The following is a 24,050-nucleotide window of genomic DNA, read 5'->3' as shown; positions in this document are numbered from 1 at the left end:
TTGTTCAGGCCAGTCTCAAGCCGATTTGAAGCGCGCCATCAGTTCGGCGCGGCCCGGATCGGTCAGCGTCGCCGCCGCGCCGAATTCGAGCGGCGTCAACAGGTCCGCCGCCGGATAGAGGATCGGATTGTCGAGCACCTCCTTGGGCAGCAGCTTGTTGACCCGCGCATCGGTCGAAGGCGCGCCATTGGCCAGGTGCTCCTTCACCGCGACCTGCGGGTTCATCAGATAGTTGAGCAAGGCATAGCCGGCAGGCTTGTTCGGCGCGTCTTTCGGGATGGCATAGAAATCGGTCCAGATCTCGCCGCCTTCCTTGCCAAGCACATAGGCGATCTCGGGAATGTCGCGATGCAGCTGCGCACCGTCATTGGTCCAGCACATCGTCATCCACGCGTCGCCCGCGCGCATGCCCGGCTGGTAGTCGGATGAGACGGCGAACAGGTGCGGCTTGACCTTCAGCAGCAACTCCTCCGCCTTGGCGAGCTCGTCCTGTTTCAGCGAATTGAACGAATAGCCGTAATATTTCAGTGCATTGCCGATGGTCGTGAGCTGGTAGTCATGCACCATGGTGCGGCTGTCGCCCTCGGCCATGGCGGTATCCCAGAATTCCTTCCAGCTCGTCATCGGCTTGGTGAGCTTCTTGGTGTTCACCGCAAAGCCTGTCGTGCCCCAGTTCTTCGGCACGGCGTAAATAGTGCCATCGATGGTACCCTCGGAGGTGAAGCGCGGATCTTCCTGGGTGCCGTCGAAATTCGGCAGCTTCGTCATCTCCAGCGCCTCGATGATGCCGAGCTTCTTGTAGGTCGAGATGGTATAATTGGTCGGCACGAACAGGCTCCAGCCCGAGGCCCCGGCCTGCAGCTTGGCCAGCATCTCCTCGTTGGAGCCGAACACGTTGACCTCGACGGCGACGCCGGTGTCCTTCTTGAAGTTCTCGAAGGTCTGCGGGTCATGGTAGTTCGGCCAGGTGGCGATCGACATACGGTCGCCAAGGCTTTCGGCGGCGAAAGCCGGCGTCGGCATGATGCCGATCTCGCGCGCCATCATCGCCGTCGCGATGCCGAGTCCGGTGAGGCCGAGGAAGTCGCGGCGGCCGATTGAGCCACGCTTCAGGCGCATCAGTTGGTCGACGAAATTCTCGGGGCTTATCGGCAGTCCGTCACGATATGATTTCGACATGTTTGTTTACCCTCTGGTTGGTCCCGTTGTTCTTGGTTTCCGGAAACGCCAGCGGCGTTCCGGAGGCATAGCCGATGGCGACGGGTTCGCCCGGCTTGAAGAGATTGCCCTGGCCGATCAGGTGATCAGCCTTGGCGAGCAAAGTGCCGATGCCCTGGACCTCGATCGCGTATTCCGCCGTCGAGCCCAGGAAAATTCGGTTGCGAACAACGCCCTTGAGCGGACCGCTTGTCGGAGCGCCAAGGCTGAGTGATTCAGGACGCAGGCTGACCGAGACGGTCTCGCCTTGTTGCAGGGCAGTGCGCTTGCGCGCCGTAATGACGGTGCCGTCCGCCAGCGCCACGCTGACAAGATCACCCGCATGACCGGCAACCTTGCCGGCAAGAAGATTGGTCTTGCCGACGAAATCGGCCACGAACAGGTCGGCCGGTTCGTCATAGATCTCGCTCGGCTGGCCGAGCTGGACGATGCGCCCGCCATTCATGACGCAGACGAAATCGCTCATCGACAGCGCTTCCTCCTGGTCGTGGGTGACCAGCACGAAGGTGATGCCGATCTCGCGCTGCAGGTTCTGCAGCTCGATCTGCATGTCGGTGCGCAGCTTCTTGTCGAGCGCCGCCAGCGGCTCATCGAGCAACAACACTGCCGGCTTGTTGACCAGCGCGCGCGCCAGCGCGACACGCTGCTGCTGGCCGCCGGACAGTTCGTGGATTTTGCGGCCGCCATAGCCGGCGAGTCGCACCATTTCGAGCGCTTCGCCGGACCGCCGGCCGATCTCGCGCGACGACAGCCGTGGCCTTGCCTGGCGCAGGCCATAGGAAACGTTGGCTTCCACGTCGAGATGAGGGAACAGCGCATATTGCTGGAACACCATATTGACCGGCCGCCGGTAGGGCGGCGTGCCGGCCATGTCCTGGCCGCGGATGAACACCTGGCCCTCGCTCGGCTGCTCGAAGCCACCGATCATGCGCAGGCAAGTCGTCTTGCCGCAGCCGGACGGTCCAAGCAGGGCAACGAAGGCGGACGGTGGCACGGCAAGGTCGATGCCGCTGACCGCGGTCACCGCGCCATAGCGCTTGGTGACGCCGCGAAATTCGATGTCGGGCACTGCGGTCAAGGCTGTGGGCTCCAGCGACAGGACGTGATTTCAAGACGCTACCAGAGCCAATGGCAGCTAGTATATACCTCGCAGGTGGTATATCTGATCTATTTTCTCATTTGAGGGGGTATGGATTGAGTGGATCCCGCAGCGACGAATACAGCCGGCTCGCCACCCTTGTCGCGGCGACGCGGGAGACGAGCGGCGACCTTTTCGGCCAAGCGATGGTCGACTGGCTGCGGCAGCATGTCGGCTTCGACCACTGCGTGATCTTCGGCTATCGCGGCGCCGCGCGCCCGTCGCTGCTGTTCGAGACGTTCACACCGGCCGAAAGCCACGTCTTCGTCGCGCTCTATCAGGAAGGGCCCTACCTGCTCGACCCGTTCCATCACGCGGCGGTCGAGCGCAAGGAAGGGTTCTGGCGCATGCGGGAACTCGCGCCTGATCGTTTCTACGCCAGCGAATATTTCCGCTCCTACTACAGCCAGACCAGGCTGGCCGAGGAAGTCGGCTTCTTCGTGCCGCTGCCGGGCAAGGACGCGCTGGTGCTGTCGCTGATGCGGCTCAGCACTTCCGGCCCGTTCGGCACCGCCGATGCCAGGCTGCTGCGCGACATGGCGCCGACCGTGATCAGCTTCATCCGATTGCGCTGGCCTGCCCTTCCCGCCGACGAGCCGGCCGAGACGAAGCAGGACGAGGAAATAGCCGCGGTCAACGAGTTCGACCGCGCCCATATCTGGAAAAGCCTGTCGCTGACGCCGCGCGAAAAACACGTCGTCGACCTTGTGCTGCAGGGACACTCCACCGAGTCGATTGCCAGGGCCATGCGCATCGTGCCGGGAACGGTGAAGGTCCATCGCCGCAACATCTACCGCAAGCTCAAGATCAAGTCGCAGGCCGGCCTTTTCGCCCGCTTCGTCGAGATCATCGACGCGCGGATCCGATGATTCCCGCAGGCCGCTGACTACCCTCGGATCCCGGCTGTTGACCCGGCTTCCCAGGAGCCGGTCTCAGCCATCCGCTTCAGCAAAGGCGCTGGCTTGAAAACATCCTTGCCGGTCCGCTCGTGCCAATATTCGAGCCGCTCGACGATCCTGGCCCCGCCTTCCAGGCCGGCCCAGAACATCGGACCGCCCTTGCCGACGGGAAAGCCGTAGCCATTGACCCAGACGACATCGATGTCGGAGGCGCGGGCAGCAATCCCTTCCTCCAGTATCTTCGCCCCCTCGTTGACCAGGGGATAGAGGGTGCGCTCGATGAGCTCGTCGGCGCTGATCGTGCGCGGCGCGATGCCCTTCTCGGCTGCCTTGTCACGGATCAGCGCCTCGACCTCGGGATCGGGTACCGGCGTGCGCGAACCGTTCTCGTAGAGATAGAAGCCACGGCCGGTCTTCTGACCGAAACGGCCCTGTTCGCACAGCGTGTCGGCGATGACGGCCGTCAGGCCGCGCGCCTTGCGGTTGCGCCAGCCGATGTCGAGGCCGGCCAGGTCGCCCATCTGGAACGGCCCCATCGGCCAGCCGAAATCGGTGAATGCCTTGTCGATCTGGGTGGGAGCCGCGCCCTCCAGCAGCAGCGCTTCCAATTCCGAGCCACGCGCCGCCAGCATGCGATTGCCGACGAAGCCGTGGCAGACGCCGACGACGACAGCCACCTTGCCGATCCGCCTCGCCAGGTCGACCACGGTCGCCAGCGCATCCGGCGCGGTCTTTTGCGCTCGCACGATCTCCAGCAGCTTCATGACGTTGGCCGGCGAGAAGAAATGCAGGCCGAGCACATCCTGCGGCCGCGAGGTCGAGGCGGCGATCTCGTCGATGTCGAGATAGGAGGTGTTGGTGGCAAGGATAGCGCCAGGTTTCGCCACTGCGTCGAGCTTGCCGAAGATTTCTTTCTTGACCGCCATGTCCTCGAACGCCGCCTCGATAATCAGGTCGCAATCCGCGAGATCGGCATGGTCGATCGAGCCTTTGAACTGACCGAGCCGCTGCCGCTTGGCGTCTTCGCTCAAGGAGCGGCGCGCGACCGAGACGGCATAGTTCTTCTCGATCGTCGCCAGCCCTCGCCGCAACGCTTCCTGGCTGGTTTCCAGCAAGGTGACGGGAAAGCCGCCATTGGCGAAAGCCATGGCGATGCCGCCGCCCATCGTGCCGGCGCCGATAACGCCGACGCGGGCGATCCTGCGCTTGACGACATTGCCGGGAAGCTTGGCCGCCTCGCGTTCTGCGAAGAACAGATGCCGCTGCGCGCGCGACTGGTCGCTGGCGACGAGCTTGGCGAACAGCGCCCGCTCCGCCGCCAGCGCCTCGTCGAAGGGCAGCGTGACGGCATTGCGCACCGCCTGTACACAGGCCATCGGCGCTTCCAGGCCACGCGCCTTCCCAGCCAAATCCGCCGCCTCGGCATCGAAGGCCGCCAGGTCGGTTCCGCGAAGCAGCTCATCGCGGTCGCGCACCGGCGTGAAGGGACCACCCTTGCGGGCTATTTCGCGGACGAAGTTCACGGCGCGGGTGCTCAGATCGCCCGCGAAGACGGCGTCGACCAGGCCGGCCCCGTGCGCCTCATCCGCGCCGATCGGTGTGCCGGAAACGATCATCTTCAATGCCTTGGCGGCGCCCACCAGACGCGGCAGCCGCACCGTGCCGCCGCCACCGGGCAGGAGGCCGAGCTTCACTTCGGGCAGGCCGAGCTTTGCGCCTTGATCGGCAACGCGGAAATGGCAGCCTAGCGCCAGTTCCAGCCCGCCGCCGAACGCGGTGCCGTGGATGGCGGCGACCGTCGGCTTGGCGATGGCTTCAAGCGTCGCCACGATGGCACGCAGGTCGGGCTGTCGCACCGGCTTGCCGAACTCGGTGATGTCGGCGCCGGCGACGAAGGTCCGCCCGGCGCATGCAATAACGATTGCCGCGACCGATGCGTCATCGCGCAGAGCGATCAGCGCCTGCATCAGCGGCTCGCGAACGTGAAAACTCAGCGCGTTGACCGGCGGATTGTCGATGGTGACGATGGCGATGCCACCCTCGTTCGCGACGCTGACAGAACTGGACAAGTGGAGGCCTCCCAAGACCGACTGAGATCGGGGACCGGTTTACAAGGCCACGCCGCGAATGGGAACCGGCTGGTCCAACGGTTGGCCCGACAGGCTGAGGTCGCGCCCTAGACGTTGCAGTCAGCGCACTGCCTTCTCGCCACCCGCCGCCGTGATCACCCCTACGATGATCAGCCCGGTCAGCAAAAGCCGCACGCCGGCGCTGACGCCGAATGTGTTGAGCATGGTGAGCAGCAGCACCAGGAACAGCGCCGCGCCCCAGACGCCGGGCACATTGGCCTTGCCGCCGGCCACCGACGTGCCGCCGATGACGACGACGGCGATCGAGGCGAGCAAATATTCATTGCCGATATCGACATTGGCTCCGCGGAAATAGCCGGCGAGCAGCGCGCCGTCGATGCCGCCGAGCGCCCCCGAAAACGTGTAGGTGAGGAAGCGGATGCGCCCGACCTTGACGCCGGCGAGCCAGGCGGCACGGATGTTCTGGCCGATCGCCAGCACCGAGCGGCCGTAGATCATGCGCTGCAAGGCGATGGCCGCACCGATGGTGAACAGCACGGTGAGGATCGCCAGCACGGGAATGCCGAGCACCTGCCAGTTGGTGAAATCGGCGAAGCCGGGCGGCGGCTTGATCTGCAGCCCGCGCCCATAGCTGATGTCGACCGACTGGATGATGAAGCTCGCCGACAGCGTCGCGATGATCGGCGGGATGCGCAGCGCCCAGATCAAGAGATAGTTGATGACGCCGATCGCGGCACCACAGGCGAGCGCCGCCAGCAGTCCGACCACGATCATGGCATCGCTGCCGCCCATCACCTTCATGGCAACCGCGCTGGCGAGGCCGATATTGGCCGGCAGCGACAGGTCGACATTGCCGGGCCCGAGCGTGATGACGAACATCTGGCCGACGCCGACGATGACGGTGAACACGGCAAGCGACAATGCGGCCGTGACCATGCCGCCGCCGCCATAGCCGCCGGTGAAGGCGATCGTCGCCAGCCACACCAGCAGCGCGCCGATAAACGACCAGATCCAGGGTTTTGTGAGCAGCGTTTTAAGCGAAGCCATCGCTCACCTTTCCTTGCGGCTGATCAGCACGCGCGCCGCCAGCACGATGATTAGGATGGCGCCGTTGGCGGCCACCTGCCAGTCGGGCGGAATGTGCATGAAGGTGAGCAGCGGCGAGGCGGCCAGCGCCAGCGTCAGCGCGCCGATGACAGCACCGATCGGCGAGACCCGGCCGCCGACGAACTCGCCGCCGCCGAGGATGACGCCGGCGATGGCCAGCAGCGTGTAGCCATTGCCGATATTGGCATCCGCCGAGGTGGTGATGCCGATCAGCGCCATGCCCGACAGCACGCCGAAAAGACCGGCCAGCGCGAACAGCACGATCTTGGTCTTGAGCAGCGACCAGCCGGCGCGTCGCAGCGCCGCCGGATTGCCGCCGGACCCGCGCAGGATCACGCCGTAGGAGGTGCGCATCAAACCAAAATGCACGACCGCGGCGATCAGCAGCGCGGCGATGATCGGAAACGGAATGAAGGGCGGCTTGAAGGACATGATCGCCAGCAACCAGTCCGGCGCCTTGCCGCCGGGTTTGGGCAGGACGAGGATGGCCAGCCCCTGCCAGACGAAACTCATGCCGAGCGTCACCACGATCGAGGGCAGGTTGCGCATGTGGATCAGCGCGCCGAGCAGCGCATAAATGCCGATCGACCCGACGAGAATGAGGACGCCGATGAGCGGTGCGTCCTTCAGCCAGGTCGCGGTGACGCAGCCGACAAAGCCGACAAAGGTGCCGATCGAGAGGTCGAGCTCGTTGCCGGCGATGACGAACATCTGCGCGATCGTCGCCAGCGCGATCGGAATCGCCAGGTTCAGCATCAGGCTGAAGCCGAAATAGCTGATGGCGCGCGGGTTGAGCCAGGCGATTGCCGCCAACACCAGCGCCAGCGACAGCGCCGGCAGCAGGCCACGCAACAGCCGCGCCCGCGCCGCCGCATTGCGTGCCGCCGACCCCTTGAAGCCATTGTCCATTGGCGTCGCCGTCATTTCAGGCCGCATCGCCGAAGGAGGACTGGATGATCTTCTCCTCGGTCAGCTCGTCGCGCGTCAAATTGGCGACGATGCGGCCGTTCTTGAAGACATAGATGTGGTCGCAATTGTCGAGCTCTTCGGTTTCGGTCGTATACCAGAGGAAGGTGCGGCCGCGACCCGCTTCTTCGCGCACGAGGTCGTAGACCTCCAGCTTCGTGCCGATGTCGACGCCGCGCATCGGATCGTCCATCAGCACGATTTCGGCATCGGAGCCCAGTGCGCGGGCAAACAGGGCCTTCTGCTGGTTGCCGCCCGACAGCGAGAAGATGTTGTTGTTCATATCGGGCGTGCGGATGCCGATCTTCTTCTTCCAGGCATCGGCGAGCTCCGCCTCGCGCCGCGGCGAGATCAGCAACCCGTTGCGCAGACGCCCCAGCGAGCGGATGCCGATATTCCGCGCAATCGACCATTGCGGGAAAATACCGTCCGACTGGCGGTCGCCCGCCACCAGCGCCACCGGCGCCGTGACCTCGATGCCGGCCTTGGCGCGCGCGGCGGCATTAAAGATCCGCAGTAGCAAGTCGGTCTGTCCGTGCCCGGCCAGCCCGGCAAGGCCGATGATCTCACCCGCGCGGGCGACAAGGTCCTTACCGTCAGTCTGCCCGGCGGGCCGCGCCCGGACGCGCAGCGGACTGGCGCCTGGCTTGGCGGCAGCCGCCTGTGCGGCGATCTTCTCGCGCGCCTCGGCTCCGCCCATCACCGTCACCAGCCGGTCGCGATCGAAGGCACCAGCCGCGTCCGACGCCACCACCTTGCCGTCGCGCATCACGACGATGCGGTCGGCGTTCCGCAACACTTCACCCAGCACGTGCGAGATCAGGATGCAGCTTTTGCCGCCGGCGACGAAGCGGCGCACGAAAGCCAGCAGCTGGCCGGCCGTGTGCGCGTCGAGCGACGAGGTCGGCTCGTCGAGGATGACCAGGTCGAGCCGGTCCTGTGTCACCGTGAAGGCGCGCGCCACCTCGACCATCTGGCGCCGGCCGATCGAGAGATCGCCGACAATGTCCCAGGCCGAGATGCCGTGGTCCGGGAAGATCTCATCGAGCTTGGCGGCGATCAGCTCGGCCGCCCTGCGCTGCCAGCCGAAGCCGGAGAGCGAAGCATGGTTGATGCGCGTGTTTTCGGCGACGCTGAGATTGGGACAGAGCGAGAGCTCCTGGAACACGCAGCGTATGCCGAGCTGCTGCGCTCGCGACACCGAGTAGTTCTCTTCGATACCGCCATGCACCCCGATCGTCCCGCTGTCGGGCGTCGAGGTGCCGGCCACCATGTGCATCAGCGTCGACTTGCCGGCGCCGTTATGGCCGACGAGGCCGACGCATTCGCCGGATCCGACATGGAAATCCACCCCGCCCAGCGCCCTGACGGCGCCGAAATGCTTTTCGGCACCGTCAAGTCTTACGATGTCAATATTGGCGGCGCCGAATTGTTTTTCGGCGCCGCTCAGTCTGATGACGTCCGTATTGCCTGCAGCCATGCTCAACGATATCCGTTCAGTGGTGCGCGCGGCAACGCGTGTGCGACTTTCACTTGATATTGGCTTTGATCGCCGCGATGGCATCTTCCTGCGTGTATTCGTGGGTGGCGACACCGCCCTCCTTGATCTTCGGCAGGGCCGCCTCGAAATCGTCCTGGGTGAAGGCGAGATACGGCACCAGCAGATCGTGCGGGATGTCCTTGCGGCCATCGAGCACCTGCTGCGCCACCCAGAAGGCGAGCGTCGACACGCCAGGCGCGATCGAGGCCGACCAGGTCTGGTAGCCGTCCTTGTCCTTCTGTTCCTTCCACCACTTCAATTCGTCCTGCCGGTTGCCCATGATGATGGTCGGGCGCGGCTTGTTTGCGGCGGCGAAGGCTTGCGCGGCGCCATAGCCGTCGCCGCCCTGGTCGACGATGCCGACGATGTCGGGCAGCGACGGCAGGATGGTCGCCACCGCCTTCTGCGCCGTGGTCTGGTCCCAGTCACCGGTGACCGAGCCGACGATCTTGAACTCGGGATGGGCGGCAACGCCCTCGAGGATACCGGCATGGATGGCGTCGTCGATCGAAGTGCCGGCCAGGCCTCGGATTTCAAGCAGATTGCCGCCCTTGGGCTGGAACTTGGCCATATGCTCGACTTCCTGCTTGCCCATGTCCTTGAAGTCGACGACGACGCGGTAGGCGCAAGGCTCGGTTACGGTGCCGTCGAAGGAAACGACGGTGATGCCAGCGTCGCAGGCCTGCTTGATGGCGCCGTTGAGCGCATCCGGCGAGGCGGCGTTGATGACGATGGCGTCATAGCCCTGCAGGATCAGGTTCTGCACCTGAGCGGCCTGGGTCGGCACCTCCTTGTCGGCGGTGGTGAAGACATCGGCCGCGCCGACGATCTTGTCGTCGACCGCCTTCTTGGTGACGATGCCGTAGCTGTCGAGCATCGCCTGCCGCCACGAATTGCCGGCGTAATTGTTGGAGAACGCGATCTTCTTGCCGCTGGTGTCGGCCAAAGCCGTACCTGCTGCGAGCACCGCCGCAAGCGTGCTGAGAACCAATAGCTTGTTCATGTGATACTCCTCCCGAGAGTTGCTGATCAGGTTGGTTGTCGACGATTTCGCGGTTGCGATCCTGTTTTTTATCTATTGTCAGACAAAAGTGCAGAAGGCCGGCGGGCTGTCAACTGCAATCCGATGTACGCCGGCGATCAACTTGCGGTGCGCTGATTGAAATGGCTCCGGTTGATGGCTAGGCATACGGGCCAGGAGAGCGAACAAGCATGACACCGACTGTGCCGCCGGGCGCACCGGGAATTCCCGCGCGCTGGACCTCTAGTGCCAAGAGCGGCGTGGGATCGGCGCTTTCGCCGTCCAGTCGCGTCTGGTTCACCATCAGCCACGGCATCCTGAACGAGGTGTACTATCCGCGCGTCGACAGCGCTTGCACGCGCGACCTCGGCCTGATCGTCACCCGCAGGGATGGATATTTTTCCGAGGAGAAGCGGGATGCCGCGCACGGCATCGAGCCGTTCGAGGACGGCGTGCCCGCCTACAGGCTGGCCAACACGGCCGATGACGGCGCCTACCGGATCGAGAAGCGCATTCTGGCCGATCCGGCGCGCCCGACCTTGCTGCAGGAGATCACCTTCAACCCGCTGAAGGGCTCCGTCGCCGACTACCGCGTCTACGCGCTTCTGTCGCCGCATCTGGTCAATGCCGGCATGGGCAACAGCGCCTGGGTCGGCGAGTACCAGGGAAAGCCTGTCCTGTTTGCCTCGGGGCGCGGCACCTGCCTGGCGCTGGCCTCGTCGCTGTCCTGGCGGGATTGTTCGGCCGGCTATGTCGGCTTCTCCGACGGTTGGCAGCAATTGAACCATGCCGGCAAGCTCGATCCGGCTTGGCGGCGCGCCGAGGACGGCAATGTAGCGCTGACCGGCGAGATCGGTTTCACCGCCGTCAACACAAAAGCAGTGTTGGCGTTGGGTTTTGGCGCGGCTCCAGACGAAGCGGCCGAAAACGCCTTCGCCAGCCTGAAACGGGGTTTTGAACCGACGGCGAAATCCTATGTCGAAAAATGGCGCAAATGGCAGGCGGGGCTGCTGCCACTGGACCGCGACCGCACGCCCGGGGTGCCGGGAGTAAACAGCTACCGCGTCTCCACCGCGATGCTGGCCACCCACCGGTCATCGGCCATGCCGGGCGCGGCGGTGGCCAGCCTATCGGTTCCGTGGGGGTTCGACAAAGGTGACGACGATCTCGGCGGCTATCACCTGGTCTGGCCGCGCGACCTGGTCGAAACGGCGGGCGGCTATCTCGCCGCCGGCGATGCCGCTTCGGCACTGCAGATCCTGGAATACCTCCGCTCCATCCAACAGCCGGACGGCCATTGGCCGCAGAACGCCTGGCTCGACGGCTCCGCCTATTGGCCCGGCATCCAGATGGACGAATGCGCCTTCCCCATGCTGCTGGCCGATGCCCTGCATCGCGCTGGCCACCTGCCGACTGCCAGGCTCAGGGCCTTCCTGCCGATGATTGAGCGCGCGGCGTCCTATGTCGTGCGCAATGGTCCCGTCACCGGCGAGGACCGCTGGGAAGAAGACGCCGGCTACAGCCCGTTCACGCTGGCCGTCGAGATTGCGGCACTGCTTGCCTGCGCCGACCTGCTCGATGCCTGCGGCAAGCCGGACGCAGCAAGCTATCTGCGCGAGACCGCCGACTGCTGGAACGACCAGGTCGAGCGCTGGACTTATGTCACCGGCACCGCCATCTGCAGGGCCGTGGGCGTCGGCGGCTACTACGTCCGCATCGCGCCGCCCGACAGCGCCGATGCCGGCTCGCCGAAGGATGGCTATGTCCCGATCAAGAACCGGCCGCCCGGCGACACGGAACGGCCGGTCGAAGAAATCGTCAGCCCGGACGCACTGGCCCTGGTGCGCTTTGGCCTGAGGGCCGCCGACGATCCGCGCATCGTCGGCACCGTCAAGGCCATCGACGCGCAGTTGCGCTGCGAGCTGCCGCAAGGACCGCTCTGGTACCGCTACAACAGCGACGGCTATGGTGAACACGAGGATGGCTCGCCCTTCGACGGCACCGGCCAGGGCCGGCCGTGGCCGCTGCTCGCCGGCGAACGCGCCCATTACGAGCTGGCGGCTGGGCACAAGGACAAGGCAGCCAGCCTGCTCGATGCGCTGGAACGGTCGGCCGGACCCGGCGGCCTGCTGCCCGAACAGGTCTGGGACGGCGCCGATATTCCTGAGCGCGAACTGTTGTATGGCAAGCCATCAGGCAGCGCCATGCCGCTGGTCTGGGCGCATTCCGAACATATCAAGCTGTTGCGCTCGCTGCGCGACCGCGCCGTCTTCGACATGCCGCCGCAAGGCGTGAGGCGCTACATCGAGGACAACACCGTTTCGCTATTCAGGACATGGCGCTTCAACAACAAGATCCGCGCGCTGCCGGCCGGCAAGACGCTGCGTATCGAATTGCTGGCAGCAGCCACTGTCCACTGGAGCACCGACAGTTGGGCAACCGCCCACGACAGCCAGACGGGGGAGAACGCTTTCGGCATCCACCTTGTCGATCTGCCCACGGCCAGCCTCCCCGGCGGAAGCACGCTGATCTTCACTTTTTTCTGGCCCGGAACCGGCGATTGGGAGAATGTCGACTTCTCCGTCATGTCAGGCGTTCAGGACAGCCAGTAGATCCTTCCTCGACAAACCCAGCAAATCTCTAGGAAACAGGACGAAACCATGCAGATCGGAATGATGGGACTGGGCCGGATGGGCGCCAACATGGTGCGGCGCTTGATGCGCGACGGCCACGAATGCGTCGTCTACGACATCAATCCGGCCAGCGTCGCGGCGCTGGTGAGCGACGGCGCGTCCGGAGCAGCCTCGATGGCGGAATTCATCGGCAAGCTCGCCAAGCCGCGCTGCGTGTGGCTGATGCTGCCGGCGGCGATCACCGGCAAGATCATCGATCAGGTCGCGGCGCTGATGGAGCCTGGCGACATCGTCATCGACGGCGGAAATTCCTACTATCACGACGCTGTCGATCAGGCCGCGAAACTGGCCGCCAAGGGCATCCACCTTGTCGATGTCGGCACCAGCGGCGGTGTCTGGGGCCTGGAACGCGGCTACTGCCTGATGATCGGCGGCCCCGACGTGGCGGTGCAGCACCTCGATTCGATCTTTGCCACGCTGGCGCCTGGCGCCGATGCCGGCGCGCCCACCCCGGACAAGACCGCCGGCACCGCGCCCTATGGCTACCTGCATTGCGGACCGAGCGGCGCCGGCCACTTCGTGAAGATGGTGCACAACGGCATCGAATATGGCGTCATGGCCGCCTATGCCGAAGGCATGAACATCCTGAAGTCGGCCAATGCCGGCAAGCGGCAGCGTATGGCGGACGCCGAGACCAGCCCGCTGGAAAACCCGCAATACTACCAGTTCGACGTCGACCTGCCGCAGGTGGCCGAGGTGTGGCGACATGGCAGCGTCATCGGCTCCTGGCTGCTCGATCTCACCGCCGGCGCGCTGAAGAGCGATCCGGGTCTGGCGCAATTCGGCGGCCGGGTCTCGGATTCCGGCGAGGGACGCTGGACGCTGAAGGCGGCGATCGACACCGGCGTGCCGGCGCCGGTGCTGTCCTCGGCCCTGTTCGATCGTTTCTCCTCGCAAGGCGAATCCGAATTCGCCGACAAGCTGTTGTCCGCCATGCGTTATGCCTTCGGCGGTCACATCGAAAAGCCGAAGGACGGCAAGTGACGGCGGCAGGGGAGACGCAGGCATGAGCCAGGAACGGTCCGACACGCTGGTGCTCTTCGGAGCGACCGGCGACCTCGCCCACAAGAAGATATTTCCAGCGCTTTACCAGATGATCGCCAAGGGCACGCTTACCGAACCGGTGATCGGCGTCGCCTTCGATGCCTGGGATTTGAGGCAATTGCAGGACCGGGCTCGCGACGGCATCGTCAGCGCGCTCGGCGCCATCGATGAGAAGGTGTTCGCCAAGCTGGCGTCGCTGCTGCGCTATGTCAGCGGCGACTATCGCGATCCGGCCACGTTCGAGAAGCTGAAGACGGCACTCGGCAGCGCCCAGCGGCCGCTGCACTACATGGCGGTGCCGCCGTCCATGTTCGAGACAGTCGTGCAAGGCCTGGAGCAGTCGGGCACCGCGCATGGCGCGCGGCTGATGGTGGAAAAGCCCTTCGGCCACGATCTGCAGTCGGCGCGCTGGCTGAACCGCGTGCTGCACCTCGTATTCGACGAACAGTCGATCTTCCGCATCGACCACTATCTCGGCAAGGAAGCGATCCAGAACCTGCTCTATTTCCGCTTCGCCAACGCCCTGCTCGAGCCGATCTGGAACCGAAATTACGTCGAGAGCGTCCAGATCACCATGGCCGAGGACTTCGGCGTCGAAGGCCGTGGCCGCTTCTACGACGATGTCGGCGCTATCCGCGACGTCATCGAGAACCATCTGCTCAACATCCTGCTGCTCCTGGCCATGGAGCCGCCGGTCGGCCGCTCCGCCGACGACCTGATCGACGAGAAGGTGCAGGTGCTGCGCGCCATCCGGACATTGACGAAAGACGATGTCGTGCGCGGCCAGTTCACCGGCTATCTCGCCGAGCCCGGCGTGGCGCCGAACTCGCCGGTCGAGACCTTCGCAGCGGTGCGCTTCTTCGTCGACACCTGGCGCTGGCAGGACGTGCCGTTCTTCATCCGCGCCGGCAAGAACATGCCGGTGCATGTCACCGAGGTGGTGGTGCGGCTGAAGCGGCCGCCGCTCGACGTCTTCGATCCGATCAAGCCCACCGACCAGAATTACGTCCGTTTTCGCATCGACCCGCAGGTGACGATCGCCATCGGTGCCCAGCGCAAGGCGCCCGGCGACGACATGACCGGCGAGCAGGTGGAACTGACCGCGCTTGACGATTCGAAGGGCGACATGCCGCCCTATGAACGGCTGATCGGCGACGCCATGAACGGCAATGGCCAGCTCTTCACCCGCCAGGACGCCGCCGAACTGGCATGGCGCATCGTCGGTCCGGTGCTCGGCGACACCACGCCGCCGCATCTTTACGAGCCGAAGACGTGGGGACCGGCGGACGCCATGGCCGGCTTCGGGCCGCCCAATGGCTGGATTGATCCGGTGGCATGAACGGAGAGGACAAGATGGCCAAGGCGGTGAAGGAGGCGGCGTCGGACACCGGGAAGATAGTGCTGGCGATCGACATTGGCGGGTCGCACGTCAAGATCCTGACCAGCGACGGCGGCACCGAGCGCCGGGCGGATTCCGGGCCTGACCTGACGCCACGGCAGATGATCGGCAAGGTGAAGAAGCTCGCCGAGGGCCTGTCCTATGACGTCATCTCGATGGGTTATCCGGGCCCTGTGCGTCACAACAAGCCGGTGCTTGACCCCATGAATCTCGGCAAGGGCTGGGCCGGCTTCGACTTCGCCGCTGAGTTCGGCAAGCCGGTCAAGGTGGTCAATGATGCGCTGATGCAGGCCCTCGGCAGCTATGAGGGCGGGCGCATGCTGTTCCTGGGCCTCGGAACCGGCCTCGGCGCGGCGATGATCCTCGACAATGTCGGCCAGCCGATGGAACTCGCCCATCTCCCCTACAGAAAAGGCCAGAGCTTCGAGGACTATGTCGGCGAACGCGGCCTGGGAAAGCGCGGCAAGAAGAAGTGGCGCGGCTATGTCTTCGACGTCGTCAACCGCCTGCGCGCCGCCCTGCAGCCAGACTATGTCGTCATCGGCGGCGGCAATGTCGACAAGCTCGACGAATTGCCCCCCAACTCCAGGCGCGGTGACAACACACGCGCTTTCGAAGGCGGATTTCGTCTGTGGCGCGACAAGGCCCTGATCGTCTGATATTATTACAGTTTAGTATAGTTGTTCAAAATGGCGTGTGATGTCGCGCCGATAGATTGCATTGTGCAGATTTGCCGACTAGGAAGTCAGCCCCACTACATCGCGTCGCGCGCGACGCACAAAGACGACGCACTTTAATTTTGCGCATCATCCTTTTTGAAAACGGCCCCATTTTCGAGGTCATGCGCCATGGATGGAGGAAAATAGATTGACCGACGAGAACAGCCACGCCAGCAAAACCCTCGACCTTCTCGAACTGACGGCCCATATCGTATCGGCCTATGTCGAGAAGAACCGCCTGCCTGCGTCCGGCCTTCCCGAACTGATCGCCAGCGTCAGCGCCTCGATCAGCGGGCTCGGCCAGCCGGTCGCTCCGGTGGCGGCACCGCTGGTCCCCGCCGTCAACCCGAAGAAGTCGGTGACCCCGGATTTCATCATCTGCCTCGAGGACGGCAAGAAGTTCAAATCGCTGAAGCGTCATATCGGCGTGCATTTCGGCCTGACGCCGGACGCCTACCGCGCCAAATGGGGCTTGCCGTCGGACTATCCGATGGTCGCACCCAACTACGCCGCTTCGCGCTCGGAACTGGCGAAGTCGATCGGGCTCGGCCGCAAGGCCGTCGCGCCGGCGCCTGCCAAGTCGAAGGGCAGGAAGGCCAAGGTTTCGGCCTGAGCGGTTTCATCTGAGCCAATGTTTTGTCTGAAGCCTGCCGGCGGTTACGCCTTGGCAGGCTTCATGCTTTTGTGGCTTGGATGAACCAGACAAGCTTTGAGCAATTCCAGGAAAAGTGTGAAACGGTTTTCCGTCCGGAATTGCGTCTAGACAAAGGGGATGGAGCTCTTGCCGTTTCCGTGAAACGGTGAACCGCTCCGGAGGGGAAGCGATGAACTACACCAGGATGGTGATCGAGAGAGAAGCCCCGGAGGAGTACGGCTATGAGCGTATCCGCTACAATCTCTCCGAAAGCTCGATTACCGACCAGAAGCTCTCCGACATCGGCCTCTCGCTGCCCGACCTGACGCTCTTTTACGGCGAGCACCGCGGCGACAAGGCGTTGCGCGACCTGATCGCCGCGCAGGATGCCGGCATCGCGCCCGACGATGTGCTGGTCACCGCCGGTGCCGCCGGTGCGCTGTTCATCATCTCGACCTCGCTGCTGTCGGCCGGCGATCACCTCGTCGTCATCAGGCCCAACTACGCCACCAACATTGAAACGCCGAGGGCGATCGGCTGCGCCATCAGCTTCGTGGACCTGGCTTTCGAGGAAGGCTTTGCCATCGACGTCGAACGCATCAAGGCAGCGATGCGGCCGAACACCAGGCTGATCAGCGTTACTTGCCCGCACAACCCGACCGGGACCATGATGAGCCGCGCCGATCTCGACGCGCTGGTCGCGCTTGCCGAGGCCAGTGGCTGCCATTTGCTGGTCGACGAAACCTACCGCGATCTTTCCTATGGCAAGCGCCTGCCAGCGGCGGCTTCCCTGAGCAAAAAGGCCATCAGCGTCTCGTCGCTGTCAAAAGCCTTCGGCATTCCCGGCATCCGCATCGGCTGGCTGATCACCAGGGATGCAGCCCTCCAGGAAAAATTCCTCGCCGCCAAAGAGCAGATCGGCATCTGCGGCAGCGTCATCGACGAAGGCATTGCGCGCGGCATGCTGGATCGCCGGGACGCGTTTCTGGCAAAGCTGCTTCCCGAAATGGCCAAGCGCCGCGACATCGTCCAGGCCTGGATCGACCGCGAGCCGCTGGTCGACTGGGTACGGCCTGAGGGCGGTGTCGTCGGTTTCCCGCGCCTCGATGTCGCACCCGGCTTCGACCTAGACCGGTTCTATATCAGGCTGTTGGAAGACCACGGCACCTATGTCGGGCCCGGCCACTGGTTCGAGATGGAAAAGCGCTTCTTCCGCGTCGGCTTCGGCTGGCCGACGGAGGCCGAATTGAGAGGCGGATTGAACGCGATTTCGGCCGCGCTACGGCAGTAACTTCCGCGTGCGATCGACGACGCGGATCGAAAGTCCCTTGATCCAGACCTGTTTTTGACGCATATCCGCGCCGAATTTTACCAAGTTCCATTGGCCGGAACAGCGCCCATCCGGGAAGTGCCCCGCCAGCCGATGCCAAAGCAACCGGGGCCCTATCTTCATGATACCTGAACAAACTTTACCGGAGCAGCGTTACGCCGCTTTCCGGCACAAAGCCTTCCTCAGCTATTGGACGGCGCGCTTTCTCACCACCTTCGCGACCATGATCGTTTCCGTCGCCGTCGGCTGGGAGATCTATGACCTGACGCGCGATCCGTTCGATCTCGGCATCGTCGGCATCGTCCAGTTCCTGCCATCGCTGTTGCTGGTGCTGGTCACTGGCGCCGTCGCCGACCGCTTCGGCCGCCGGGTGATCATGGCGCTGGCAACGGTGGTCGAGGCAGCCTGTGCGCTCGTTCTCCTGTACTTCACGCTGCGCGGCCTCGTCAGTCCGCTGCCGATCTTCGTCATTCTGGCGCTATTCGGCATGGCGCGCGCCTTTTACGGACCGGCCTCGTCGTCGCTGTTCGCCAATCTGGTGCCGCCGGAAGATTTCGGCAATGCGATTGCCTGGAACTCCTCCGCCTGGCAGACGGCCACGATTGTCGGTCCGGTCGCCGGCGGCCTGCTCTATGGCGTCTCGGCCGAAGCCGCATACGCCGTCGCCTCTGTGCTGATGCTGGTGGCCGGTCTGCTGATCTTCACCATTCCCAAACCCGCCCAGCAAAGCGCCACCGATAAGCCGACAATGGAAACACTATTTGCCGGCTTCCGCTACATCTGGAGCGAGAAGATCGTGCTCGGCGCCATCTCGCTCGATCTGTTCGCAGTGCTTTTGTCCGGCGCCTCGGCACTGCTGCCGGTCTATGCGCGCGACATTCTGCAGCTCGGCCCCTGGGGCCTCGGCCTGCTGCGCTCGGCGCCGGGCATCGGCGCCATCTGCGTCGCGGTATGGCTCGCCGGGCACCCGATCCGCGACCACGCCGGCAAGATCATGCTGAGCTTCGTGGCGGCGTTCGGCGCCTTCACCGTGCTGTTCGGTCTGTCGACCCTCACCTGGCTGTCTATCGTCGCTCTAGTCTTCCTCGGCGCCACCGACATGTTCAGCGTCTATATCAGGGAAACGCTGATCCAGCTGTGGACGCCCGACGAACTGCGCGGCCGCGTCAACGCCGTCAACCAGGTCTTCGTCGGGGCGTCCAACGAAGTGGGTGAGTTCCGTGCCGGCACCATGGCGGCGCTGATCGGCACGGTTCCGGCGGTCGTCATCGGCGGCGTCGGCGCCGTCGCGGTTGCTGGCCTGTGGGCCTATCTATTCCCGGCGCTGCGCAAGGTGCGGCACCTCAAAGGACGAAACTGACGGCTTCATCGCTATCGGCGGGGCAGCGAATCTGTGCTAAGCCGCCCGCCCAACCAACCAAAGGACGACACCTGTGAGCGAACCGACTGTGGCCGAGGCGACCGAAAGTATCTATGCGTCTCTTCGGGCGGACAATGCCGACATCGACGCACATATCGCGACGCTCAAGGCAGCGCTGGCACGAGAAGGGATAAAACAGGCGGTGTTCGATCCTGCTAAATTGGCGCAGAGCAACCGCTCGGGCCGCAAGTTGATGCAGGCTTATTTTCGGCAGCGCGGCGTGAGCGTGAGCTTTTCGGACTAGAGCGGTTCAGTGTTTGTTGGAATCGCCGAACCGCTCTAACCCTTTGTCTTCACGCAATTCCGGATGGAAAACCGCTACGCACTTTTCCTGGAATTGCTCTAGTTTCACGCGCCGAAAGCCGCCGGTCGGAAGTCGGCCGGATTTGGCCGTTCAGAGCACCGGTTCGACTCTACCGCGCCACCGGTCCGCCAAAAATCATGCGCAAGAACTCGTCCAGCCAGCGCCTCAAATGCATGTCCCAGATCAGCCGGCCGCCGAGATGATCGCGGCCGGGCTGGGCGCCGGGCAGCTCGAAGCGGTGGGCGCCGCGCACCACCCAGCGTTGCATCATCACCCGGGTCAGTTCGCCATGGAACTGGATGCCCCAGGCATTGTCGCCGTAGCGGAAAGCCTGGTTGGGATAGGTCTCGTTCGTGGCCAGCAGCATCGCGTCGGTCGGCAGCGAAAAACCCTCGCGATGGAACTGGTAGACCATTTCGGGCCAGTGCATCAGTTTCTTGCCGGCCTCGGTCGCCTTCAGCGGATACCAACCGATCTCGACCAGCCCTTCACCATGGCCCTCGACCTTGCCGCCGAGATGATTGGCCAGCATCTGCGCGCCAAGACAGATGCCGAGCAGTGGCCGGTTTTCCCTGAGCGGGATTTCCAGCCAGTTGGTCTCGCGGCGGACGAATTCGTCCTCGTCATTGGCGCTCATCGGCCCGCCGAACACCACCGCGCCGGCATGACCATCCAGTGTTTCGGGCAAGGCGTCGCCGAGCGGCGGGCGGCGGATGTCGAGATCGAAGCCTTCTTCCAGCAACATGTGGCCGACGCGCCCGGGGCTCGAATTCTCCTGATGCAGCACGATCAGGATTCTTGGCTTCGGGCTCGTTATGGGCGGCATCGTTGGACGAGATCCCGTCTATTCGTCGCTTGACGTCCCACGGGCACCCGGTACCTCGGCCGCGGCCTTGCGGCGCGCCTCGATCCGGTCGTGGCGCTCGACGCCGATCAGCTCGGCGACCCGCCACACCGTATTGTCCTCGAGCTCATGCAGCTCGCCATCGGCATAGACGATCTCCCACATCAGGCCGATGAAGGCCTTGCGCCCCTCCGCGTCGAGATGGCGCTTGAGCACGCTGGTGAAGGCGTAGAGATCGATCGCCTCGTTGTCGGCGCGCTCGCCTGCGGCGGCCAGCGCTTCGAGTTCGGCACCGTTGATCGAATAGCTCTGCGCCAGCACCGCCTTGAACCGCTCCCACTCGACATCCTGGCGAACCCCGTCGGCATTCATCACATGGTAGAGCAGCGCCGAAGCCGCGACGCGCGGGTCGTCCGTGCTGGTATGGCTGGCGGAGCCAGCCGGCAAATCCCTGAGAAACGACAGAACGCGCTCGAACATCGATTCATTCCCAACGGCCCGATGGCCGGCCCAAATCAAAACAGCCGGAACCGGCGTGGCGACTTTTCCGCCTCGTCGTCCGGATCGACGCCTGGATCGTCCGGCAGGCGCGCCAGTTCTTCCGCCGGCTCGACGGCTTCGGCATCGGCCGGCACCGCGGCAAAGGCGGCTGCCGTGACCGGGGTGACATGATCCTCGCGGCTTTCGGCGTCCTTGCCCGTCGCCTCGTTGCCCGAGGCGGCATGATCGATCACGTCGACCGGCTTTTCCGGCCTCGCCGGGGCCTCGATGGCCACTACCGGGGCATCCGGCTCATCGCGGCTGTCGATCAGTTGGCCAAGCCGCTCCATCGGCGCGCGCCATTCGAAGGCGTCGAGACGGCCGGTAACCGGCGATACCGGCGCCCAGCGCTCGGAGACGACGCCGTCGGCCACCCAGGCCGGATCGCGCGGCGCCCGAACCGCCTTGGAGAGCAGCTGCCGCACCTTGCCCTGGTCGCCGGTCTCGGCCTCCTCGATATCGGCAAGGAGCAGATAGGCACCCTCGCGGCGATCCATGCGGATCGCGGCTTCGGCCTCGCGCCTGGCGGTCGACAAATCCTGCGCGTCGAGCGCGGCACGCGCCACTGTCATCGACGATTCGGCGTGGTTCTTCTTCATCTCCTGCAGCCTCTTTGCCCGGTTGAGCCGATCAAACACGGCGTCACCCGGCCTTGCATGGGTATAGAGCTCCGCGATTTCGGGATGCGGCTCGGCCTTCCATGCTGCTTCGAGGATCTTCGAGCCCTTGCGTACGTCGTTCTGCTTGAACAGCGCCGCGGCGGCGGCAACGGCGGCGGGGGCGAAATCCGGCTGCAGTCTGTTAGCCTCGAGCGCCGCTGTCCTGGCAGCCGCGGGATCGCTATCGGCGAGCGACTGCGCCTTGGCGGTCAACAGCACGGCGCGGCGGCGGTTGGCGGCGTCGCGTTCGATTTGCCGCGTCGACTTCTGCGCATCGACCAGTTTCAGCGCCCCGTCCCAGTCACCGCGCGCGGTCAGCTCCTCCAACGTCGATTCGGCTGCCCAGGCCAGTTGCGGCGCCACGGCGGCGGCGCGGCCGGCATAGTGCCGGGCTGCGTTGCGGTCGCCCAGACGCTCAGCCTCCAGGTAAAGCCCTCGCAGGCCAAGCAGCCGCATTTCGGGGTCGTCGAGCATGCTCTCGAACTTTTGGCGCGCGCCTTCATGATCGCCTTCGAGCAGCGATGCCTGCGCCTCGAGCAGATGGATCAGCGGCTCCTGGTCGGAGCGGATCAGCTTGGCCGCTTCCTTGGTCTTCTTGCGGGCCAGCGCCCCGTCGCCGGCACCGGCGGCGATCATGCCGGTCGACAGCGCCTGATAGCCACGGTCACGGCGGCGCACGCGGAAATAGCGCGAGATGGTGTAGGGGCTGTTCCACAGCGACTTGATGAGCCACCAGACGATCATCACCGCCGCAACGACGGCAACGACGGCCACCGCCGCCACCATCAGGCTCACCTGGTATTGGTAGCCGTTGAAGGTGACGACCATGTCGCCGGGCCTGTCGGCCAGCCAGGCAAAGCCCAGCCCGAGCGCGAAGACGACGATGAGGAAGGCGAGCAGGCGGATCATCGTGTTGCCCTCATGCCTTCATCGCGCCGGAGATCAGTGCGTCGACCTGGGTTTCGACCTCGATGCGGGCTTTCAGTTTGCCGGCAAAGTCGGCGCCCGCGGCCTTCACGGCTTGCGGCAACGTGTCATATTCGCTGAGCGCCTTGGCATAGTCGCCCTGAGTGACCGCAACCTCCATGCGCGCCACGGTTTCCGGTGCGCCGGCGCCTTCGACGGCACCGATCGGCCGGACCTTGACCAGCGATTCGGCGCTCGACATCAGGTTCTGCAGGAAGCCGGCATTCTGGTCGGCCGGCGTGGCCGCTGCGACCATGGCATTGGCGGCCGCATCCATCTGCGAGGCGATCTCGGTGCGGGTCGGCACGCCTTTTTCGGCATAGGGGCGCAACGTCGCGAGCTGCGGCGCATCAGGCGAAATCGCGGCCAGCGTATCGAGTTCGGCCGAAAACGGCGCGCCGCGATCGAGCGCGGCCTTCAGCGCCGAAGCCGCGATGGCGAGCGCGACCTTCGGCTGCGATGCCTGTGCATCGACCTTGCCGGAAAGCTGCGACACCGACTGTTCGAGCGCGGCGAGCCGGCCTTCCTGCGCCTTCGCCGCCTCGCTCGTCGACTTCACCAGCGCATCGAGACCCGCCATTTTTTCGTTGAGCGGACCAAGGTCGACCGGTGCCGTGCTGCCGGCCTTGCCGAGGGCCGCCACCGTGGTTTCGATCTGCTTGACCTTGTCGCCAAGTGCTGCAAGCCCGGCATTGTCGCCGGCGCCGCCCTGTTCGACCGCCGATTTCAGCGCCGCGACATCGCTCTTGACCTGGTCGAGCCCCGACGACAGGCCATCGACCCTGGCCGACGCACCATTGTTGTTGCCGGCTTCCCTCATGTCCGCGATTTCGCTCTTCAGCGAGGCAATCTCGCCATTGACACCAGCGAGCGAGGCACCGGGAGCGGATCCCGGCGCGCCGAGTAGGCCGGCAAATTGCAGGCCGCCGGCACCGACCAGCGCGATGACACCACCGATGATGCCGGCGGCGACGCCGTTGAGGCCGCCCCGCTTCGGCTGCACTGTCATCGGTTCGCTCCTTGCGTCGGCTTTTCCGGAAGCCGCCTTGGTCTCGGCGGTTTTGGCGGTTGCATCCTCAAAATTATAGTCGGAAGCCTTGGCGCGGTTGGCGGGAGTATCCGAACCGGGATAAGGCATTTCCGGCTCGGCGGTCTTGGCCTCGGCATGCGGTGGCGAATCCGTGCCAGACTGCCCGGCGGCATCGCCATGCTCCCAGGGTTCGAGATCCGCCTGATCGGCATGCACCGGCTCTTCCGGGGGCTCTGGCCGTGAGGCATTCGCTGCTTCCTCGGCCTTCGCCTCGTCCGTCTGGGCAATATCCTTGGCGGCATCCCCGTCGACGATGCGTGAGACGGCGCCCGGATCGAGGTCGATGGTCACCGGCTCGCGGCGGCCTTTCGAGTGTCGCATCTTCGGCGTCTTGACCATGCATGGGCTCCGCAAAATTCGCTTCGTCTCAACGCCCGGCGGCGCGTGATGGTTCAGAAAGGGTCTAGCACATCACCAAGCGGTGAAAAG

At 64.6% G+C, this 24,050-nt stretch carries 20 protein-coding genes; 9 read left to right on the top strand and 11 right to left on the bottom strand.

All coding sequences use genetic code 11. The annotated features are described in order from the left end of the window. Nucleotides 1–15: 15 nt before the first annotated feature. Together FJ941_RS26425 and FJ941_RS26420 are read right to left on the bottom strand one after the other, a co-directional pair. A complete protein-coding gene (locus FJ941_RS26425) occupies nt 16–1,179 on the bottom strand; it encodes a spermidine/putrescine ABC transporter substrate-binding protein (RefSeq protein WP_140510258.1) in 1,164 nt (387 codons plus the stop codon). Then, entirely contained in the window at nt 1,160–2,296 is a 1,137-nt protein-coding gene (locus FJ941_RS26420) for an ABC transporter ATP-binding protein (protein ID WP_140510256.1), read from the bottom strand. The genes FJ941_RS26425 and FJ941_RS26420 overlap by 20 nt, the downstream gene beginning before the upstream one ends. 116 nt (nt 2,297–2,412) lie before the next feature. Here FJ941_RS26420 and FJ941_RS26415 point away from each other — a divergent pair, with 116 nt between their 5' ends. Beyond that, entirely contained in the window at nt 2,413–3,225 is an 813-nt protein-coding gene (locus FJ941_RS26415; RefSeq protein WP_140510254.1) for a LuxR C-terminal-related transcriptional regulator, read from the top strand. A gap of 17 nt (nt 3,226–3,242) precedes the next feature. On the opposite strand, the gene FJ941_RS26410 is transcribed toward FJ941_RS26415, so the two are convergent. From FJ941_RS26410 to FJ941_RS26390, 5 genes are all read right to left on the bottom strand, one after another. Then, nucleotides 3,243–5,324 (bottom strand): 3-hydroxyacyl-CoA dehydrogenase NAD-binding domain-containing protein, encoded by a 2,082-nt coding sequence (locus FJ941_RS26410; RefSeq protein ID WP_140510253.1) that lies wholly within the window; start codon nt 5,322–5,324, stop codon nt 3,243–3,245. A gap of 120 nt (nt 5,325–5,444) precedes the next feature. Beyond that, nucleotides 5,445–6,392, bottom strand: a complete 948-nt coding sequence (locus FJ941_RS26405; protein ID WP_140510251.1) for an ABC transporter permease — start codon at nt 6,390–6,392, stop codon at nt 5,445–5,447. Nucleotides 6,393–6,395: 3 nt separating this feature from the next. Further along, on the bottom strand, nt 6,396–7,361 hold the full coding sequence (locus FJ941_RS26400; protein WP_246674019.1) for an ABC transporter permease: 966 nt from the start codon (nt 7,359–7,361) through the stop codon (nt 6,396–6,398). A 16-nt stretch (nt 7,362–7,377) separates the two neighbouring features. Further along, the gene (locus tag FJ941_RS26395) at nt 7,378–8,898 is read right to left on the bottom strand and encodes a sugar ABC transporter ATP-binding protein (protein ID WP_246674018.1); all 1,521 of its coding nucleotides are present in this window, start codon (nt 8,896–8,898) and stop codon (nt 7,378–7,380) included. A gap of 49 nt (nt 8,899–8,947) precedes the next feature. Next, complete coding sequence (locus FJ941_RS26390; protein ID WP_140510247.1) at nt 8,948–9,961, bottom strand: ABC transporter substrate-binding protein; 1,014 nt, start codon at nt 9,959–9,961, stop codon at nt 8,948–8,950. 209 nt (nt 9,962–10,170) lie between these two features. Between FJ941_RS26390 and FJ941_RS26385 the strand changes: the two genes are divergently transcribed. From FJ941_RS26385 to FJ941_RS26350, 8 genes are all read left to right on the top strand, one after another. After that, nucleotides 10,171–12,591, top strand: a complete 2,421-nt coding sequence (locus tag FJ941_RS26385) for a glucan 1,4-alpha-glucosidase (RefSeq protein ID WP_140510245.1) — start codon at nt 10,171–10,173, stop codon at nt 12,589–12,591. Nucleotides 12,592–12,639: 48 nt separating this feature from the next. Continuing rightward, nucleotides 12,640–13,656, top strand: coding sequence for a phosphogluconate dehydrogenase (NAD(+)-dependent, decarboxylating) (gene gnd / locus FJ941_RS26380; RefSeq protein WP_140510243.1), 1,017 nt, complete (start codon nt 12,640–12,642; stop codon nt 13,654–13,656). A gap of 22 nt (nt 13,657–13,678) precedes the next feature. Next, complete coding sequence (zwf, locus tag FJ941_RS26375) at nt 13,679–15,055, top strand: glucose-6-phosphate dehydrogenase (protein WP_140510242.1); 1,377 nt, start codon at nt 13,679–13,681, stop codon at nt 15,053–15,055. 14 nt (nt 15,056–15,069) lie between these two features. After that, nucleotides 15,070–15,774, top strand: coding sequence for an ROK family protein (locus tag FJ941_RS26370; RefSeq protein ID WP_140510273.1), 705 nt, complete (start codon nt 15,070–15,072; stop codon nt 15,772–15,774). A 208-nt stretch (nt 15,775–15,982) separates the two neighbouring features. Further along, nucleotides 15,983–16,447 (top strand): MucR family transcriptional regulator, encoded by a 465-nt coding sequence (locus FJ941_RS26365; RefSeq protein WP_027144591.1) that lies wholly within the window; start codon nt 15,983–15,985, stop codon nt 16,445–16,447. A 211-nt stretch (nt 16,448–16,658) separates the two neighbouring features. Further along, nucleotides 16,659–17,759, top strand: coding sequence for an aminotransferase class I/II-fold pyridoxal phosphate-dependent enzyme (locus FJ941_RS26360; RefSeq protein ID WP_140510240.1), 1,101 nt, complete (start codon nt 16,659–16,661; stop codon nt 17,757–17,759). A 160-nt stretch (nt 17,760–17,919) separates the two neighbouring features. Next, on the top strand, nt 17,920–19,158 hold the full coding sequence (locus FJ941_RS26355) for an MFS transporter (RefSeq protein WP_140510238.1): 1,239 nt from the start codon (nt 17,920–17,922) through the stop codon (nt 19,156–19,158). 73 nt (nt 19,159–19,231) lie between these two features. After that, a complete protein-coding gene (locus FJ941_RS26350) occupies nt 19,232–19,462 on the top strand; it encodes a hypothetical protein (RefSeq protein ID WP_140510236.1) in 231 nt (76 codons plus the stop codon). Between the two features lie 169 nt (nt 19,463–19,631). Here the strand turns inward: FJ941_RS26350 and FJ941_RS26345 are convergent, their stop codons facing one another. Genes FJ941_RS26345 through FJ941_RS26330 form a run of 4 tightly spaced genes read right to left on the bottom strand, consistent with a single transcriptional unit; the run spans nt 19,632 to nt 23,960 of the window. Beyond that, complete coding sequence (locus tag FJ941_RS26345) at nt 19,632–20,348, bottom strand: glutamine amidotransferase (protein WP_140510235.1); 717 nt, start codon at nt 20,346–20,348, stop codon at nt 19,632–19,634. 18 nt (nt 20,349–20,366) lie between these two features. Beyond that, nucleotides 20,367–20,846, bottom strand: a complete 480-nt coding sequence (locus tag FJ941_RS26340; protein ID WP_140510233.1) for a TerB family tellurite resistance protein — start codon at nt 20,844–20,846, stop codon at nt 20,367–20,369. Nucleotides 20,847–20,881: 35 nt separating this feature from the next. Further along, on the bottom strand, nt 20,882–22,474 hold the full coding sequence (locus FJ941_RS26335; RefSeq protein ID WP_140510231.1) for a heme biosynthesis protein HemY: 1,593 nt from the start codon (nt 22,472–22,474) through the stop codon (nt 20,882–20,884). A 10-nt stretch (nt 22,475–22,484) separates the two neighbouring features. Beyond that, complete coding sequence (locus FJ941_RS26330; protein ID WP_140510229.1) at nt 22,485–23,960, bottom strand: COG4223 family protein; 1,476 nt, start codon at nt 23,958–23,960, stop codon at nt 22,485–22,487. Nucleotides 23,961–24,050: the final 90 nt, after the last annotated feature.

The sequence above is a fragment of the Mesorhizobium sp. B2-3-13 genome, from assembly GCF_006442195.1.
GTDB classification, from domain to species: Bacteria; Pseudomonadota; Alphaproteobacteria; order Rhizobiales; family Rhizobiaceae; genus Mesorhizobium; species Mesorhizobium salmacidum.
The sequence above is the reverse complement of the archived record's forward strand: the minus strand, read 5'-3'. Positions and strand labels throughout refer to the sequence as shown.

Coding starts and splice junctions, on each gene's coding strand:
- FJ941_RS26345 (WP_140510235.1), bottom strand. CDS start 20,348: ATGCCGCCCATAACGAGCCCGAAGCCAAGAATCCTGATCGTGCTGCAT.
- FJ941_RS26400 (WP_246674019.1), bottom strand. CDS start 7,361: ATGGACAATGGCTTCAAGGGGTCGGCGGCACGCAATGCGGCGGCGCGG.
- gnd (WP_140510243.1), top strand. CDS start 12,640: ATGCAGATCGGAATGATGGGACTGGGCCGGATGGGCGCCAACATGGTG.
- FJ941_RS26330 (WP_140510229.1), bottom strand. CDS start 23,960: ATGGTCAAGACGCCGAAGATGCGACACTCGAAAGGCCGCCGCGAGCCG.
- FJ941_RS26385 (WP_140510245.1), top strand. CDS start 10,171: ATGACACCGACTGTGCCGCCGGGCGCACCGGGAATTCCCGCGCGCTGG.
- FJ941_RS26390 (WP_140510247.1), bottom strand. CDS start 9,961: ATGAACAAGCTATTGGTTCTCAGCACGCTTGCGGCGGTGCTCGCAGCA.
- FJ941_RS26340 (WP_140510233.1), bottom strand. CDS start 20,846: ATGTTCGAGCGCGTTCTGTCGTTTCTCAGGGATTTGCCGGCTGGCTCC.
- FJ941_RS26405 (WP_140510251.1), bottom strand. CDS start 6,392: ATGGCTTCGCTTAAAACGCTGCTCACAAAACCCTGGATCTGGTCGTTT.
- FJ941_RS26370 (WP_140510273.1), top strand. CDS start 15,070: ATGGCCAAGGCGGTGAAGGAGGCGGCGTCGGACACCGGGAAGATAGTG.
- FJ941_RS26360 (WP_140510240.1), top strand. CDS start 16,659: ATGAACTACACCAGGATGGTGATCGAGAGAGAAGCCCCGGAGGAGTAC.
- zwf (WP_140510242.1), top strand. CDS start 13,679: ATGAGCCAGGAACGGTCCGACACGCTGGTGCTCTTCGGAGCGACCGGC.
- FJ941_RS26335 (WP_140510231.1), bottom strand. CDS start 22,474: ATGATCCGCCTGCTCGCCTTCCTCATCGTCGTCTTCGCGCTCGGGCTG.
- FJ941_RS26355 (WP_140510238.1), top strand. CDS start 17,920: ATGATACCTGAACAAACTTTACCGGAGCAGCGTTACGCCGCTTTCCGG.
- FJ941_RS26395 (WP_246674018.1), bottom strand. CDS start 8,898: ATGGCTGCAGGCAATACGGACGTCATCAGACTGAGCGGCGCCGAAAAA.
- FJ941_RS26425 (WP_140510258.1), bottom strand. CDS start 1,179: ATGTCGAAATCATATCGTGACGGACTGCCGATAAGCCCCGAGAATTTC.